Origin of the sequence: Paenarthrobacter aurescens (assembly GCF_041549525.1) — a bacterium.
GTDB classification, from domain to species: Bacteria; Actinomycetota; Actinomycetes; order Actinomycetales; family Micrococcaceae; genus Arthrobacter; species Arthrobacter aurescens.
The window spans coordinates 3528577-3542071 of record NZ_CP157456.1; the positions used below are offsets into that span (position 1 = coordinate 3528577).

The 13495-nt window shown below is 62.1% G+C and carries 14 protein-coding genes; 8 read left to right on the forward strand and 6 right to left on the reverse strand.

Annotated features, from left to right (window positions below; genetic code table 11):
• The first annotated feature begins 28 nt into the window (after positions 1–28).
• Entirely contained in the window at positions 29–469 is a 441-nt protein-coding gene (locus ABI796_RS16300) for a rhodanese-like domain-containing protein (protein ID WP_141280917.1), read from the forward strand.
• Here the strand turns inward: ABI796_RS16300 and ABI796_RS16305 are convergent.
• From ABI796_RS16305 to ABI796_RS16320, 4 genes are all read right to left on the reverse strand, one after another.
• Positions 352–1968 carry an MFS transporter gene (locus tag ABI796_RS16305; RefSeq protein WP_246095647.1) on the reverse strand — a complete coding sequence of 539 codons (1617 nt, stop codon included), beginning with the start codon at positions 1966–1968 and terminating at the stop codon, positions 352–354. The genes ABI796_RS16300 and ABI796_RS16305 overlap by 118 nt on opposite strands.
• Before the next feature lie 525 nt (positions 1969–2493).
• Complete coding sequence (locus ABI796_RS16310) at positions 2494–3654, reverse strand: LLM class flavin-dependent oxidoreductase (RefSeq protein ID WP_141280916.1); 1161 nt, start codon at positions 3652–3654, stop codon at positions 2494–2496.
• A 34-nt stretch (positions 3655–3688) separates the two neighbouring features.
• Positions 3689–4348, reverse strand: a complete 660-nt coding sequence (locus ABI796_RS16315) for a methionine ABC transporter permease (RefSeq protein WP_090823323.1) — start codon at positions 4346–4348, stop codon at positions 3689–3691.
• On the reverse strand, positions 4345–5454 hold the full coding sequence (locus ABI796_RS16320) for a methionine ABC transporter ATP-binding protein (protein ID WP_174754455.1): 1110 nt from the start codon (positions 5452–5454) through the stop codon (positions 4345–4347). The genes ABI796_RS16315 and ABI796_RS16320 overlap by 4 nt, the downstream gene beginning before the upstream one ends.
• 221 nt (positions 5455–5675) lie before the next feature.
• On the opposite strand from ABI796_RS16320, the gene ABI796_RS16325 reads away from it, so the two are divergent.
• The 6 genes from ABI796_RS16325 to ABI796_RS16350 all read left to right on the forward strand — a co-directional run bounded on the left by ABI796_RS16325 (position 5676) and on the right by ABI796_RS16350 (position 10514).
• Positions 5676–6560: a MetQ/NlpA family ABC transporter substrate-binding protein gene (locus ABI796_RS16325; protein ID WP_141280912.1), complete on the forward strand. Its 885-nt coding sequence runs from the start codon at positions 5676–5678 to the stop codon at positions 6558–6560.
• Between the two features lie 102 nt (positions 6561–6662).
• Positions 6663–8012, forward strand: a complete 1350-nt coding sequence (locus tag ABI796_RS16330) for an LLM class flavin-dependent oxidoreductase (protein WP_141280910.1) — start codon at positions 6663–6665, stop codon at positions 8010–8012.
• Positions 8009–8545 (forward strand): GNAT family N-acetyltransferase, encoded by a 537-nt coding sequence (locus ABI796_RS16335; RefSeq protein WP_141280908.1) that lies wholly within the window; start codon positions 8009–8011, stop codon positions 8543–8545. The genes ABI796_RS16330 and ABI796_RS16335 overlap by 4 nt, the downstream gene beginning before the upstream one ends.
• A gap of 188 nt (positions 8546–8733) precedes the next feature.
• Positions 8734–8904: a hypothetical protein gene (locus ABI796_RS16340; RefSeq protein WP_174754454.1), complete on the forward strand. Its 171-nt coding sequence runs from the start codon at positions 8734–8736 to the stop codon at positions 8902–8904.
• A 277-nt stretch (positions 8905–9181) separates the two neighbouring features.
• On the forward strand, positions 9182–10330 hold the full coding sequence (locus ABI796_RS16345; protein ID WP_246095646.1) for a glycosyltransferase family 2 protein: 1149 nt from the start codon (positions 9182–9184) through the stop codon (positions 10328–10330).
• Positions 10331–10337: 7 nt separating this feature from the next.
• On the forward strand, positions 10338–10514 hold the full coding sequence (locus ABI796_RS16350) for a hypothetical protein (RefSeq protein WP_170224846.1): 177 nt from the start codon (positions 10338–10340) through the stop codon (positions 10512–10514).
• Between the two features lie 95 nt (positions 10515–10609).
• Here ABI796_RS16350 and ABI796_RS16355 read toward each other — a convergent pair whose 3' ends face one another.
• Positions 10610–11905, reverse strand: a complete 1296-nt coding sequence (locus tag ABI796_RS16355) for a hypothetical protein (RefSeq protein WP_141280904.1) — start codon at positions 11903–11905, stop codon at positions 10610–10612.
• A gap of 320 nt (positions 11906–12225) precedes the next feature.
• On the opposite strand from ABI796_RS16355, the gene ABI796_RS16360 reads away from it, so the two are divergent.
• Positions 12226–12705, forward strand: a complete 480-nt coding sequence (locus ABI796_RS16360) for an NUDIX domain-containing protein (RefSeq protein ID WP_141281055.1) — start codon at positions 12226–12228, stop codon at positions 12703–12705.
• On the opposite strand, the gene ABI796_RS16365 is transcribed toward ABI796_RS16360, so the two are convergent.
• On the reverse strand, positions 12700–13479 hold the full coding sequence (locus tag ABI796_RS16365) for an SDR family NAD(P)-dependent oxidoreductase (RefSeq protein WP_141280903.1): 780 nt from the start codon (positions 13477–13479) through the stop codon (positions 12700–12702). The two genes, ABI796_RS16360 and ABI796_RS16365, sit on opposite strands and share 6 nt — an antisense overlap.
• Positions 13480–13495: the final 16 nt, after the last annotated feature.

The window sequence follows — 13495 nt, forward strand, 5'->3', positions numbered from 1 at the left end:
TCCAACCACCACCTACATAAGGAGCACCATGTCCATCGAAACAACGGTCCAGGAAGATGCAGTCCAGGAAGACAACCAGCTGATCACCGCTGAGGAAGCCGCCAAGCTCATCGAAGAAGGCGCCCTGCTGCTCGATGTTCGCAGCGAAGGCGGCCGCGCCAGCACAGGTACCGTCCCCGGCGCCGTAGTGGTCAACCGCGAGCATGTGGAGGAGGACTTCAGCCCGGAATCCGCCCACCGGCTTGGCCAGGTCAGCGGCACGGACCAGAAGATAGTGGTGTTCTGCGGCTCCGTGAACGGTTCACGGCCCGTCGCGCAGAAACTCAAGGTCCTCGGCTACGCCAACGCCGTTCACGTGGACGGCGGCTTCCCGGCGCTTCGCGACGTCGGCGTCCCCACCACGGGCCCGACGGCCCCACCGGCTTCCACAGCCCAGGCTTCCACCGATTCGGTGACTTCCGAACGCTGAGTACCTGCCGCCGTCCGGCCTTCCGGCGTCAGCACCACCGCCGTCGTCGCGGCTTCCTTTACGGAAGTCACGACGACGGCGCGTGTCTTGGTGCGGTCCCGCGCCTCGCGCAGCCAGTCGAGTCCGCCGGCGAGCAAGGCGACACCCAGCAGCACGCAGCACATGACGATGCCTTGGTGGAAGGCGTCCTTGGAGGCTGCACCGGTGGCCGCGCCGTGCGCTTGAAGGAACATTCCTGCTGCCGCGGCTGAGCAAAGCGCCGCAGCGAACCGCTGGCTGAGTTGGTAGAACCCTGCGGCCACTCCGGCGGCCCCCACGGGCGCATGGGCCAGGGTGAGTGTCTGGTTCGGTGCGACCACCAGGCCGGTTGCCACACCTTGGAGAAGCCCGACGGCGGCCACCGCAAGAGCCGCTGTTCCGCCGTCGAGCCCCTGCACAAAAAGGTCCTTGGCAATCAGGCAGGCCAGGCTGCCGAGAAGCGCGTACACGATCCCGGCCCGCCCATACCGGGCCACGAAACGCCAACTGAAACTGGACGCCAGCAGCATGCCGGCGGCTTGCGGCGCGAGGATGGCTGCCGCTGCCAACGGAGCCATCCCAGTCCCCGCCAGAAAATAGAACGCCGTCACAGCGGCCATTCCCGCCCCCACCCCGAACTGGCAAAGTGCCACCACGGTGCCCAAGGCGTAGCCCTTGGATCTCACCAGCGCGGCGCTGAGCAACGGTGTCCGGCCGCGCCGATGGTAGAGGATCTCCCATCCGGCGAAGGCGAGGAGCGCACCGGTACCGATCGCCAGCGACGTCACTGCAATGGCACCCGCACCGTAGATGGTGGGAATGAGCGAGGCGATCACCACTCCGCCCAGCAGCAGCGCGCCCAAGATGTCGATAGAGGGCTTGGCGTCCTCGGGGTGTTTGCCGGCCGGCCGCGGGAGGAGCCGGAAAGCAAGCGGCACCAGGATCAGCACCAAGGGAACGTTCGCCAAGAACAGGATCCGCCATCCGATGGAGGGCTCGCCCAATGAGAGGACCAGTCCCCCGATCAGCGGTCCGCACACAGCAGCGGAACCACCGGCGGCGGCGTAGGCGCCCAAGGCCTTCGCGCGGTCGTGTCCCTTGTAAATGTCCTGCAGGAGTCCGAGTACCTGCGGGTTCAGGGTGCCCGCACCAAGTCCTTGGAGGAGCCTGGCGATGATGACCAGCGACGGGTCGGTGGCCAGGCCGCCCACAAGACTGGATGCCCCGAAGACGGCAATGCCGGCGATGAAAAGCGTGCGCCTCCCGACAATGTCGCCCAGCCTGCCGGCGGGAACCAAAGCAACGCCGAACGCCAGCGAGTAGCTCGCCAGAATCCACTGCACGGACCCGGAATCGGCGTGCAGGGAGGCGGACATCGCGGGAACGGCAAGGACGAACATTGACTGGTCCAGCAGCGTGATGAATCCGGCGCCCAAGCAAAGCCAGAGGGCGGAACGTTTAGCGTGATTTCCATGGCCCATGATTCTGGACTCTAGGCGGGTTCTGCCGGGTTCCGGGCATCGCGAGACACCCGGTTAAGGTGGGTTAATCCGGGTTACCGCCGGTGACTCGTTTATGACTCTTTGGAGCTTGTTCGCCGGCGCTCCGGTCACGGAAGGACGTAACGGGAAACGCTCTTTTGTGTGGGGCGATGGCGGCGTCCTGGCGTGGCGGCACAACCGTGCATGAATCAATGCTGGAGGCAATCGGCGGCACCCCTGCCCCTCTCCCACATCCCACCCCACTTTTCCCGACGCTCCCCCACATCCCACCCCCTTCAACCGAACCCTCTCCCACATCCCACCCCCTTCAACCGAACCCTCTCCCACATCGAGAATGACGAAAGCATCGGGGGGACTGTCCGCTTATCGGCGGATCCGGGTGTCGACCGGGAATGCCGGCTGGCATGGCGACTGAAAGGAAAAGGGGACGTGAGAGAGCGTCCACAGCAACCCCACGGGACGTGAGAGAGCGTCCACAGCAACCCCACGGGACGTGAGAGAGCGTCAGGAAGCGTCGGCAAGCACCCGGGACCGGGCAGCGGCTTGGCCCGCCCGGAGCTCCTCAGCGGTGCGGCCCTGCTCCCGGCGCGCCACTTCCTGCTTCAACTGCGGGATGACGTGCCGGCCAAACTCAAGGGCATCCGGGACGAAGTCGTAGCCACGGAGGCCGAAGATCTCGAATCCGAGCTCGTGGTAGTCCAGGATCGCTTGGGTGACGGTGTCATAGCTGCCCACCAGCGCCGTCGCGCTTCCTCCCCCGCCGCCCGCCGCTTTGGCGAGGGCCGTCCAGAGGGCGCGGTCGTGGAGCTCTCCCCGTTCAGCAGCGGCGAGGAGGCGTTGGGTCCCGGCAGCTTCGGCCTTCTGGGTGTAGTGACGGACGGGATCAATCACCTCGCCGGCGGATCGTCGCGCCTCAAATGTGCCAAGGATGGCGCGTGCCTTCTCCCACGCCAATTCGTCGGTGGCAGCAACAATGGGCCGGAAAGCGATCTGCCAGCGCAATGGTTCAACCCTGCCCACCGCGGCGGCCCGCGCAAGGATCTGCTCCTGCTGCGAAGCGGCGTCGGCCAAGGGTTCACCGAACAAGGCATAGATGTCAGCTTCAGCGGCTCCCACCAACCACGCGGCTTCCGAGGAACCACCAAACGAGACACCCGGTCTTTTCCCGGCAAAGGGCCCCAAACCGGAGGCGAAGTCATCGAAGCGATAATGCTCGCTGTCCCAACTAAACGAATCCCCGGACCATGCCCGCCGCACGATCTGCATGTACTCCTGTGTCCGGCCGTATCGCGCATCCTTGGCCAGGTAATCGCCCTCGCGGGCCTGATCGGCCTGGCTTCCGCCGGTGATGAAGTGCACCGTCAGCCGCCCTTGCGCAATGTGGTCCAGTGTGAGGAAGGACCGGGCCGCGAACGTGGGATGTGAGACGTTGGGGCGGTGGGCCAAGCGCAATTGGATCCGCTCCGTGTTCGCAGCAACCCACGCTGCATGAACGGAGGGGTCCTGCGTGGTGGAGTTGTACGCGAACAGGACGTGGTCCCAGTTGTTGTCCTCGTGGATCCTCGCAATGCGCGCCGCGTAATGAGGATCGAAGAAGGGCGTGGTGGCTGGCGTAGTCTCGGTGGAGTCATTGCCAGCGCCCATGCCGAGGAACTCGATAGGCATTGGTTCTCCCTTCGGGAGCGTTTGGGCGGAAGAGTCAGCGGCGAAGGATGCGCTGGGCCAGGAAGTTACCCAGCAACTGCGCGGCCTGGACCATGACGATGATGATCAGGACGGTCACCAGGGTGACTTCCCAGTTGAACTGCTGGTAGCCGTACATGATGGCGAAGTTGCCCAGACCACCGCCGCCGATGTACCCGGCCATAGCGGACATGTCCACGATCGCAATGATCATGAACGTGTAGCCCAGGATCAGCGGCGCGAGCGACTCGGGAATCACCACAGCCCACAGGATGTGCAGTCGGCTGTCACCCATAGCCCGGGCGGCTTCCACCACGCCGGGATCGGAGGCCACCAAGTTTTGCTCCACCACCCGGCCAATCACCACACCGGCCATCAGAGCCATGGGCAGGATCGCCGCCGTCGTGCCAATAGTGGTGCCCATGATGATCAAGGTCAGCGGCGCAATGGCCGTGATGAAGATGATGAACGGGATGGGCCGGATGATGTTCACCAGGAAGTTCAGGAACGAGAACACGGCTTTATTGGCAAACAGGTTTCCGGGCCTGGTGGCGTAGAGGGTGACGCCCAACGCCAGCCCGGCGATGCCGCTGAGCAGGACGGTGATGACCACCATGTAGATGGTCTGTTGGAAGGATTCACCCAGAACGGGCAGGAGGGTGGTCCAGTCGGTCATGGCTTTTCTCCGGCGTTTGCGGGGACGGGAAGGTGCGGAACGGCACTGTCGGCTCGCGCCGCCGTCGGGAATTGACGTTCGACGGCGGTGACGTCGCCTAGCTCGGCGAGCGCGGCGTCAATCGCGGCGTCGCTGCCTGTGAGCTCGTAGGTGAGTGTGCCCAGGATCTTGTTCTGGATCTCGGTGACGCCGCCGAACACCACGCTGGAGCCCACGCCGTGGCGTTCGAACGTGGCCGCCACCAGTGGTGTGGGCGCTGCCTCGGAAATACCAATGGAGACAAGCTGTCCCGGGTGCGCGGCGGCGAGGCGGCTGACGGTGTCCGGCTCCGGTGTGCCGTGCACGGCCGTTGAGACAAAGCGCTGAGTGGAGTAGCTCTGGGGGTCGGCGAACACGGCGTAGGTGGGTCCGGCTTCCACTACCCGGCCGGATTCCATCATCACCACGGTGTCGCAGATTTCGCGGACCACGTGCATCTCGTGGGTGATCACCACAACGGTGGTGCCGAGTTCCTTGTTGATGCGCCGGAGCAGGCGGAGAACGTCGCGGGTGGTTTCGGGGTCCAGGGCGCTGGTTGCTTCGTCGGCGAGCAGGATGTCCGGGGCGTTCGCCAGCGCACGGGCAATGCCTACTCTTTGCTGCTGCCCGCCGGAAAGGCGCCGGGGGTAGGAACCGGATCTGTCCGCGATGCCCACGAACTCCAGGAGTTCTTCCACGCGCGGCTTGATCTTGTCCTTAGGCCAGCCAGCCACCTTCAAGGGATACGCCACGTTGCCGAACACGGTGCGGGACTTCAGGAGATTGAATTGCTGGAAGATCATGCCGATGCCGGCGCGGACTCTGCGGAGCTGGCCTTCCGGGAGCGATGAGATGTCCTGGCCTTTGACGAAGACCTGGCCCGCCGTGGGACGCTCCAGTCCGTTCAGCAGGCGGACCAGACTGGATTTCCCGGCACCGGAATATCCCACGATGCCCACCACCGTGCCCTCTTCAATATCCAAGGTGACCTCATCAACGGCGCGCACCGGTTCGGCGTTCCGGGCACGGCTTCCACCTTGGACCGGGAACACTTTGCTGACGCCGCGCAGCGAAACGATCGCGCTCACCGGAGCCTCCTTTGGGGTTGATTGGATGCCCATTCCAACAGCGTCCCGGCTCCCGAATCGAACCCAATGACCCCCTGTGACCTGCGGTTTCTTTCCTTGACGGTGCGCGTCGGAGTGTTGCGAAGGCGTTCGATTCCCACCATGGCAACTGCCTAGCGTGAGGCAGGGGGAACACCCCGTACCTTCCATTCGCATCAATACCCTTTGTACGGAGAAGCATCATGAAGAACCGCCTGTTAGTAGCCGCCGTCGGCCTGATCGCCGCCCTATCGCTCTCGGCATGCGGGGGTGCTTCAACTGGTTCGTCAACCTCCGCGAACACCAAGGTGGTCATCGGTGTGGACGACGGCGCCGAGGAACACTGGACCATCCTGAAGAACAAGCTCAAGGACCAGGGCATTGATCTTGAGGTCAAGAACTTCACTGATGGCGCGCAGATCAACACGGCCACCCAGCAGGGCCAGGTGGACATCAACCTGTTCCAGCACCTGAAGTACCTGTCCCAGTTCAACGTCAACAGCAACGGCACCCTGGTTCCGGTGGGCGCCACGGCCGTTTACCCGCTGGCGCTGTACTCGGAGAAGTTCAAGTCCGTGGAGGAGCTGCCGGCCGATGCAGAGGTTGCCATCCCCAACAACCCCACCAACCAAGCGCGTGCACTGTTGAACCTGCAGACCGCCGGCTTGCTGCAGCTGAAGGATGGCGGCAACTCGCTGTCCACGCCTGCTGAGATCACCTCGAGCAAGATCAAGGTTGTCCCGGTGGACAGCAACCAGACGGTGAACGCCCTCAAGGGCACCACGGATGCCGCGGTAGTGAACAACACGCAGGCCCAGAAGGGCGGCTTGGGTGACGAGAAGATCATCTTCAAGGAAGACCTGAACTCGGAGTCCCTTGCGCCGTATATCAACGGCTTTGTGGTGAAGGCGGACCGGAAGGACGATCCCACGTGGAAGAAGATCGTGGATGCCTATCACACCCCCGAAGTGGAGGCCTCAGTGACCAAGCTCAACGACGGCAACCTGCAGTTCAAGGCTGACTGGACCGCGGCCAAGCTGCAGGAAGTCCTTACCGCCGAAGAAGAAGCCATCAAGAAGACCAAGTAGCACTTGAGGGGCGGCGGCCCTGCGCCACAAAGTGCCGCCGCCCCTCAACCTCCCACCGGAAAAACAGCACCCAACGGAACCGAACAGCACCGAAACAGGCCCATGAACCAGACACTCATCCGTGAACGCCAGCAGATCCACTTCTTCGCCTACCTCGTGGGCACCGGCATCCATCTGGCTTCGTGGCGCCACGAGACCGCGTTTCCTCAGGCGAGCATCGACTTTTCCCACCAGGTGAAGCTCGCTGGCATCGCCGAAGAAGCCAGGTTCGACGCGATCTTCCTGGGCGACTCCCTTGCGATCGATGAGACGTCCAATCCTGGCATTCTTAACAGATTCGACCCCATCGGCCTGGTCACTGCCCTTGGCGCGGTGACCAGTAACATCGGCCTGATCGCCACGTCCTCCACGTCCTATGACGAGCCCTTCAATTTTGCCCGCGCAGCCCTCACGGCGGACCACATCAGCGGCGGCCGTGTTGGCTGGAACATCGTCACCACCCGGGATCTCACCAACAGCACGGCCGGCAACTTCAGTGCCGATGAGCACTTTGACCACAGCCTCCGCTACCGCCGCGCTGAAGAGTTTGTTGAAGTCACCCAAGGGCTCTGGAATTCCTGGGACCCGGACGCTTTCCTCTACAACAAAGTGCAAGGACGATTCTTTGACCGGCGCAAACTCAGCCGGCTGGACTACAAGGGCGAGTTCTTCCAAGTTTCCGGCCCCCTGAACATAGCGCCCTCTCCGCAACACTCCCCTTTGCTGGCCCAGGCAGGCACGTCCGTCCCGGGCCAAAGACTGGGGGCCCGCTTCGCCAACGCCCTTTTCGCAAGCCACCCCGACATTCCACAGGCACGGCAGTACCGCGAGTCCATTCGGGCACAAGCCAAAGCGTTCGGCCGAAATCCCGACGAGATCTACGTCTACCAGGCCATCTCGCCCGTGGTCGCGGACACCCGGGACGAAGCTTTCGAACGCATCCGGGAGTTGGACAGCCTCATCACCGACCAGCAGGTGCTGGACTTCCTGCAGGAGTACTTCGCCGGACAGCTGGATTTCACCGGGCTCGGAGCGGACGCCACGGTAGCCCAGTCAGGCATTCCCACCATCACCCAGCCCAGGACGGACTTCCGCTCCGCCGGGGAACAGATCCGCGGACGCGAGGACGAGGTCACGCTCAAGGACCTCTACTCGATCCTTACCGGTGACAAACGGAACCATGACTTCATAGGGACACCCCGCCACGTGGCCGATTCCTTGGAACGTTGGCATGCAGAAGGTGCCGCCGACGGCTTCAACCTCATGTTCTCCCTGCTTCCCCAGGACCTGGAGCGATTCGCTTCAGGGGTCATCCCCCTTCTCCAAGAGCGCGGCCTCGCCCGCCGAGAGTACTCGGGAACCACCTTAAAGTCGCACCTCGGACTCGGTCCGCAGCCGAAAGGACAACCATGACCACCAGAGTCGCCACCGCCACCTACGTGATTCGCCACGCCCGCCCCGAAGAGTACGACGCCGTGGGGCGGCTGACGTACGAAGGGTTCGGTCATCATCTTCCCGGCGCGCAGCAACCCGACGAGGAACGGCTGGGACTCTTGCTCGATGCCGGGGCCAGGGCCCGCGAAGGCGTACTGCTGGTGGCCGAGGACGTGGAAACCGGACACTTGATAGGCACCGCCAGCCTTTTGCCTTTCGGATCCCATCTCAGCAGGCAGGCACAGGAAGGCGAAGTGGAGCTCAGACTGTTGGCCGTGCTCCCGGAAGCCCGACGTACGGGCCTTGGACAACGACTCCTGGACGAATCCGCACGCCTTGCCGCGGCACGCGGTGCCGAGCGTGTGGTGCTGGACACCGCCGTCGACAATGAGACCTCGCAGCGTCTCTACCGCCGCTTGGGCTACGTGCGCCGACCGGAGCGGGAAAAGGAACGTCCAGCGCCCAAGGTGCAGCTGGTTGTCTACACACTGGACCTGCCTGCCCCGGGTTAAACGGAGTAACGAGCAACGTGTAATCGGTCACACTTAGCCGGAATCGCTTGTCAACCATGGTGGGCAGCATGAACCATGAATGAGGGAATTCGTTCCCATACAAGCTGAATCAGCAATCCTCACCGACGAGGATGCGGCCCCTGCGAAGAAGCTTGGGGCTGTTAACGGCCTGAGTGAAAGTACTGACAATGACGACACATACTGACTCCATCACGCTGAAAATCTGGGACAAATCGGCAATCGACCACACCCTCGATGCCGCCATTGAATCCCTCTCACACCGCGCTGCCGCCGAAAACTGCGGAATCGCCGTAACGCTCAGCGGTCCCAAGACCTTCACGGTCAGCCTGAACCGCTAAGCAGCTCAAGCACAACGCAAGAGGACGACGCCGGGACCTCCCGACGTCGTCCTCTTCCGTTTAAGCGCCTCCCGCCGTTGTTCGGCTCGTGATTCGAACAAGCGCGGGATATATGGCGATGTTTGGCATAAGTGTCCCTTGCACCGCATTCGTGACGCCATTCAGAAAGTCCTGATGGAACCTTGAGACTTCCTTGATGGTTTACCTCCCCTGATCTTGCGTTCGCGTTGGAACTCTAAGTGAGTCAACGCTTCAACGCACGAACGGAGGGATCACAATGCTTACGGAAACAATGGCCGCCACAGCTGCACCGGCCCCGGCCCACGCACCGGACACAGCCGTCAGGCGCCGCCGATCCCACCGTGCGGCAGGCGGGGTTGTCACCGTTCTGGTGCCGGCACACAACGAGTCCGCCGGTATTACCGAAACGCTGCATTCCTTGAACAACCAGACCCACCGCCCGGACCGCATCATTGTGGTGGCAGATAACTGCACCGATGACACTGAAGAACTCGCATTGGCCCAAGGCGCCGAAGTGATCCGGACCGTTGGCAATAAGGACAAGAAGGCCGGGGCACTGAACTTCGCCCTCAGCGAGCTGCTTCCTGACGCCGACCCCGAAGACCTGGTCCTGGTCCAGGACGCCGACTCACAGCTAGCCCTCAACTTCATTGAGAATGCCACCAAAAACCTCTTGGCCGACGAACTGCTGGGCGCAGTGGGTGGAGTGTTCAGCGGCGGACCCGGCGGTGGCTTTGTAGGCCACCTGCAGCGCAACGAATACGCCCGCTACGCACGGGACGTGAAGCGGCTCCATGGCAAGTGCTTGGTAGTGACCGGCACAGCGGCGCTCTTCCGCGTCAAAACACTGCGCGACGTCGTGGCCGCCCGGTTGGAGGGCACGCTCCCTCCCGGCAACGGTAAGGGCGGGGTCTACGACACCTCTGTCCTGACCGAAGACAATGAACTCTCCTTTGCCCTGTTGACCCTGGGCTACCGCATCGCATCACCATCAAACTGCACACTGGTCACCGAGGTCATGCCCACGTGGCGTGAGTTGTGGTCACAGCGCCTCCGGTGGAAGCGCGGTGCGGTGGAGAACTGCGTGCAATACGGATGGACCAAAGTAACCAGGCCTTACTGGGGACGCCAATTCCTCTCAATGATCGGCGTCGTAGTGACTCTGGCCTACTTCGGTTCCCTGCTGTTCGCATTGTTTTCCGGCATGGGCCTGAACCTTCAGCCCTTCTGGATAACCGTCACCGGCATTTTCATCCTGGAACGCATAGTTACTGTGCGTTTCCGGGGCTGGAGGTACATGCTCCTGGCCGCAACCATGTACGAAACAGTGATCGACATCTTCCTCCAGGCTGTTCACGCCAAGGCGTACCTGGATGCAGCATTCAACAGAAAGAAAGTTTGGTAATCGACTCATGTACAACAACCCAGTAGCCCCAGTAACCGGAGCGGTAGCAGCCGGAATGGGCTCCGGAACGCTCGCAATGACCGGAGCCGGGGACCTCTTCTGGTTCGCACTGGCAGCTTTCGCCATGCTGGCTCTCGGCCTCGCCGTCAAGAGGATCGTCCCGGTCCGGGCACAAAAGAACTGACAAGCCCGCCAAGCCCGCAGTTGTGTCGCTATTCCCCCAGCGCGACACAACTGCGGGTTTGGCGCATCCGGACTTCTTACCGGAAGGCCGGTGCCTTACGGAACCACTGCGGTGCTGGCCGAATACTTGGCCACTGTGGTGTACCCCGCTTTGGTACCGGTAACCCTCACGCTCATGGTGTCACCCTGATCAGCACTCACCAGCTTGTAATTCTTGGCTGTTGCACCGGCAACTGCCGCACCGGACCTGAACCACTGATAGGTCAAGGTGGTCCCGGATGTCCACGTTCCAGGGTTCGCCGTCAGCGTTGAACCCACTGCAAGCGTTCCCGTGATGGTGGGGGTTGGGGATACCAGAGTCCCTGCCACCACTGCTGCCGTGGGGGCGGATTCCCTGGTAGCTGTGGCATAGCCGGCCTTGGTTCCCGTCACGCGGACTGTCAGAGTGGCGCCCTGGTCTGCAGCAGCAAGGAGCCGGGTTGCACCGGTTGCACCGGCAATTGCCGTGCCGTTCCGGAACCACTGGTAACTCAGCGCGGTTCCTGTGGTCCACGTCCCCGGAGCCGCGGTGAGCGTAGAGCCAACAGCGGCCGTTCCTGAAATGGTGGGCGTAGGTGCCGTGAGCTGGCCCTGGTTTGCCGGTGTGAAGGAGAAGTCCCGAATGGTGACAGTTTCAGGTGCCACATGGGCAGCATCTCCGCCCCCACCGCCTGTCACCCAAAGATTGAAATGAATTTGTTCCTTGGCCGGAAGCGGGACCGTGGAACCCTCAAGAACAGTCCGCTTCAAAAGCGTTCCGGAGTAGCCCTCACCCGCAAACGTCTCGAAGGTAATTTTCCCCGGTTCCCACACCATCCGGTGAGTCAGGATCGGCGCGTTGGTGACATCAAAGGTGACGGTGTTGTTTCCCTGTCCCGGCGGCAGAGTTGCGTCGAACCAATACCCATGACCTTGCGTCACCGGCCAGTCTTCGCCATAAGCTGCACCCCCACCCCATGCGGAAGCTTCGCACAGATCAATTTCCGTATAACCGGGTACCGCATTGGGATCGTAGGTGAACAGGCATCCCCACACCACTTCCTTTTGGAGGGCACTGACGTCCTTTTCCACGGTGGTGCTGTACGTGCCGTACCCGAAACCTTCGCGCGTGGACTGGAATTCTGCTCCCTTCGGCGCCGATCCCGTGGGATTGCTGATGGAGAGCTTGACGTAACCATCGGCGTCCGGATTGCTCACATTGTTGGCATCCCAACTGGCGTTATACATTGGCGCCCCTCCCCAGAAGCGCTTCTGCCAGTTGAACCCTTTCCACGCAAAGCTGCCCACAGGGCCAGGATCCTCAGCCATGGGCGTGGTGTCCGCCGCATGTGAAGGTCCGATCCCGGTGAACATCGAAAACCCTACCGCCGCGATGACGGCCAACCCCATTGCTTTTCTTCCCCGACGTGGAAGGTGCCTCACTGACAATGCCATAGCTGTTTCCTCCTGCTGATGCGCCCAGACCCGTCAACGGCTGATGCCGCTGACCGCAACCGACGTTCCACCCCCGAAAAACGCCTGTCCTCGATTATCAAGTAGCAAGGCTCCTGCCGGAAGTTAACTGGAGGATTGAATTCCTCGCATTTAACATCGATTGGATAACGGGACCATATGCCGGAGTAGCCTTGACATGACCGCATTCTCTACGCCGGCATTTGACCTTTGGAGGGCACATCACCATTCGCAGCGCAGGGATCCTCCTCCACCGGCGAAACACGGCCGGACAATTGGAGCTCTGGATAGCTCATATGGGCGGACCGTTCTGGGCCCGCAAGGATGAACATGCCTGGTCCATTCCCAAGGGAGAATTCCCGGAGGATGAAGACCCTTTGGTTGCCGCACAGAGGGAATTCAGCGAAGAAATAGGCACACCTCCACCGCCTGCGGATTATCAGCTATTGGGCGTTTTCAGGCAGCCCTCCGGCAAATTGATCACTGCCTTCGCAGCAGAAGCCAGTGACTTCCAGCCTGAGCAAATCGTCAGCAACACCTTTCCCATGGAATGGCCAAAGGGCTCGGGTACCATCAGGGAGTTCCCGGAAATCGATGACGCCCGGTGGTTTGAGGAAACCGTGGCTCGGACCAAGCTCGTCAAAGGGCAATTGCCTATTGTGGACGCACTTGTCCGGCGCCTTGGTGAGAATTCCCTATAGAGCCGACCAACCGCCGTCGGACGCCAGAATGGCTCCGTTAACGTTGGTGCCGTCTTCACTGAGCAGGAAGGTGATGGAAGCCGCCAGCTGGGCTGCAGTTGCAGGGGTTGGAACCGTTGCTTGCATGAGGGGACCCAGGCGTTCGGCAGCGAGCTGCGAACCCCAGTTCGCCACAATGTTGGTGATAGTGGGACCCGGAGCAACAGCGTTGAACCGCAGTCCCTTGGGACCATACATGACTGCCGAATTCTTGGTGAGCCCAACCACCGCATGCTTGGACGCGGTGTAAGCAGCACCGGCAGCCGAACCGCGCAGGCCCGCCTCCGAGGCAACATTCACCACCGAACCAGTACCAGCCTCCAACATGAGCGGCACCACTGCGCGGGTCAGGCGCATGAGGGCAGTTACGTTGATGCGGAAAACGCGCTCCCAAAGCTCGTCATCCACTTCGTGAATGGGCGCAAAGTTGTCCATGATGCCGGCAACGTTAGCCAGGGCATCCACTCGGCCGCCCGCCGCAGCCACAACGGCCGAAACGGTTTCTTCCGTGGAAATATCACCGGCAACAGGCACAAGATCCAAGCCGCTGTTCTCTTCGACCAAGGCATCGAGTCTCTCTTTACTGATGTCCGCCGCGATGACTTTCCCGCCTTCCTTGGCGATTCTCAACGCGGTCGCCTGGCCGATGCCTGAAGCGGCACCCGTGACGATGATGGTCTTGCCGGCAAAGCGGCCAGAAGTAGTGGCCTCCTGCCATGAAGCGTCGTTGCCCATGATGTCCCTCCGATGA

Excerpts from the sequence above, each read along its gene's own strand:
- ABI796_RS16325 (WP_141280912.1), top strand. The coding sequence starts at position 5,676 with ATGAAGAACCGCCTGTTAGTAGCCGCCGTCGGCCTGATCGCCGCCCTA.
- ABI796_RS16335 (WP_141280908.1), top strand. The coding sequence starts at position 8,009 with ATGACCACCAGAGTCGCCACCGCCACCTACGTGATTCGCCACGCCCGC.
- ABI796_RS16355 (WP_141280904.1), bottom strand. The coding sequence starts at position 11,905 with ATGTTCACCGGGATCGGACCTTCACATGCGGCGGACACCACGCCCATG.
- ABI796_RS16310 (WP_141280916.1), bottom strand. The coding sequence starts at position 3,654 with ATGCCTATCGAGTTCCTCGGCATGGGCGCTGGCAATGACTCCACCGAG.
- ABI796_RS16340 (WP_174754454.1), top strand. The coding sequence starts at position 8,734 with ATGACGACACATACTGACTCCATCACGCTGAAAATCTGGGACAAATCG.
- ABI796_RS16365 (WP_141280903.1), bottom strand. The coding sequence starts at position 13,479 with ATGGGCAACGACGCTTCATGGCAGGAGGCCACTACTTCTGGCCGCTTT.
- ABI796_RS16345 (WP_246095646.1), top strand. The coding sequence starts at position 9,182 with ATGCTTACGGAAACAATGGCCGCCACAGCTGCACCGGCCCCGGCCCAC.
- ABI796_RS16350 (WP_170224846.1), top strand. The coding sequence starts at position 10,338 with ATGTACAACAACCCAGTAGCCCCAGTAACCGGAGCGGTAGCAGCCGGA.
- ABI796_RS16300 (WP_141280917.1), top strand. The coding sequence starts at position 29 with ATGTCCATCGAAACAACGGTCCAGGAAGATGCAGTCCAGGAAGACAAC.
- ABI796_RS16315 (WP_090823323.1), bottom strand. The coding sequence starts at position 4,348 with ATGACCGACTGGACCACCCTCCTGCCCGTTCTGGGTGAATCCTTCCAA.
- ABI796_RS16330 (WP_141280910.1), top strand. The coding sequence starts at position 6,663 with ATGAACCAGACACTCATCCGTGAACGCCAGCAGATCCACTTCTTCGCC.
- ABI796_RS16305 (WP_246095647.1), bottom strand. The coding sequence starts at position 1,968 with ATGGGCCATGGAAATCACGCTAAACGTTCCGCCCTCTGGCTTTGCTTG.